This window comes from Flavobacterium sp. (genome assembly GCF_049318325.1).
Classification (GTDB): domain Bacteria; phylum Bacteroidota; class Bacteroidia; order Flavobacteriales; family Flavobacteriaceae; genus Flavobacterium.
Genome location: NZ_JBMOGQ010000209.1, coordinates 1 through 2,266 on the forward strand (window position 1 = coordinate 1; position 2,266 = coordinate 2,266).

General features: G+C 29.2%; 1 protein-coding gene. It reads left to right on the plus strand.

Annotated features, from left to right (window positions below; all coding sequences use genetic code 11):
* The first annotated feature begins 123 nt into the window (after positions 1–123).
* Entirely contained in the window at positions 124–2,118 is a 1,995-nt protein-coding gene (locus tag ACOYLP_RS11770) for a hypothetical protein (protein ID WP_422856360.1), read from the plus strand.
* Positions 2,119–2,266 lie beyond the last annotated feature (148 nt).

Below are 2,266 nucleotides of genomic sequence, written 5' to 3' on the forward strand. Positions count from 1 at the left end.
AGCGATCGTGTAAACTTATACATCGATCTTCCCTAAAGTTAATTCACGCCGCTGACTTATACTGTTATGCGCTAAACAATTACATAAACAGAGTAACCGTAATGAACTCAACTGGAGGATAATATGATTTTACATGAAACCAAGACATTAATTTCTGAATTAAAGAGCGAAATTCAACTTGCAATCGATAGTATTAATGACGATAATAGTAGTGTTTTTGAACATATACGAAAAAAATCTTTAATTTCCAAATTAAATAGATTAAATGAAATAAGTAGAATTTTAGATATTCAAAAATATAAGATTGTATTCATAGGTAAAATTGGCGCTGGAAAAACAACAGCCATATGTAATTTATTCAATCTAGTTCATGATATTCAAAAATCAGTTGAAATAAACAAAGGGAAAAGAAATATAGAAGTTACAGAACCCTTACTGTCAACTGGTTCAGGCAGGACAACAATAAGTGAAGTAATTATTAAATCAGATAAAAACATATATATTGAAATTGACCCTTACAGTAAAGAAAAATTAGAACTTTGGATCAACGATTTTTGTGAATCCTTTTACAACGACAAATCAGAGAGTGGTGTAATTTCGACTGAGATTGAAAGGGCTTTACGTTCAATAACAAATCTAAATAAAACCTCAAAAAAGATTGAAGATAAAGATGGCAAAATTACTTCAAAAACAACTGATTTAGCAGAAGAAAAGGCAAAAGAATTTTCTTTGGAAGAATTTAAAAGATATGCTTTTGAAAATGCAGATTTGGATAAACGAATATATGACAAGGCGAATAGTCAAATTTTCTGTCCTGAATCGGCTAATCCAAAGCAATGGCTTAAAGAAACCTTTGAAAAAGTAAATAAAGCTGATATTCCAGATTTTTCTATTCCAAAGAAAATATTTATTTATATTAACAATGAGATTTTTGGTGGCTCTGAATTGGATCTTTTTGATTCAGTAATAGATACAAAAGGTATAGATGAAAATCCAATAAGACTAGACTTAAGAGATTATATTGAGAAAGAAGATACAATTTGTCTTTTTACATCCACTTATAACGATTCACCTGAAACCAATGTTCGTGAGTTGATGAAATATTTTTTAAGTCAACATTCAAAAAAATACGAAGAGAGGTTTGTCACATTTGTAATGCCACATAAAGGAGAACCCGAAAAAGAAAATGATGGAGATGGAACGAGAGAAACAGGAATAGAAATAAAAAAAGAAATTATTCAAGGTGCGTTTAACAAATTAAATCTTAATTTTTTTAAAGATAATATTCTATTTTACGATGCACTTCAATATTATGATTCAACAGGTAGAATAGAGAGAGATTATGGCGAAAAAGATATTCAAAATACGAAAGATGATGTAATTTTTGCTATAAATTATGTCATCGAAAATAGAAAAGATAGTTTGATTAAAGAAGTAAATGAAATCAATAATAGTTTCCAACAAATACAAAAAGGAAAGACTTTATCAGAGAAAGAGATTGAATTAATAAATGTAGCAGTTTCTAAACTGAAAGACATTCAAAATTTGGATAGACGAATTCCTAGTTTCATTTATGAAGAATTCATTGATGACTACGTTGAGTATTACTCAGAAAAATATAGCGCTTGGAATACAAAAGATGCTATTCATAGAAGAAGCGGGACTTTTGAAGAAAGAGGATTTGACACGTTTTTCGATGCAAAAGTGGTAGCAGAAGGGGTTAATGAAGATGAAATGCTAAAGAAATTTACAAAAAATTTAAAAGATGAAGTAAAACAAATAATTAAAGAACTAGGTGAATCTCTTGAAGGATTAGAAAGCTTGACTCCTGAAATTACAAAACGATTTGAAATTCAATATGATGCATTCATTAGTAAAGTAGGTCAACAAATGGAATCTTTTTTGCGAGATAATAATGAAAATTCCGTTTTTTGGAGAGAATTGGTTGATAGAAGAGGAAAAGGATCTGGATACAATCAAGATGTTTGCACAATTTTACGGCGAAAGTTAGAAATATTAAATGCAGGTGTGTCTGCAAACAGAATCCTACAAGAGTATTCAGAAAAAGAATGGAAAGAAACTATTGAAATAATTTTAGGTTTTTTCATTTCTAAATAGATGATTTTAAATTGTTTAGACAGGCCAATTGAGATCTATGAATACCTAATTGATAATGTGAGTTACATAGATTGTGTAATCCGCAAAAAAAGGGTGGTTCTATATCCAGAAGAAAAAGTAAGGCAAGCATTTATTTTATATTTGCTTA

Bases quoted from the DNA above. Each gene is read 5' to 3' on its own strand.
- ACOYLP_RS11770 (WP_422856360.1), top strand. From the start codon at position 124: ATGATTTTACATGAAACCAAGACATTAATTTCTGAATTAAAGAGCGAA.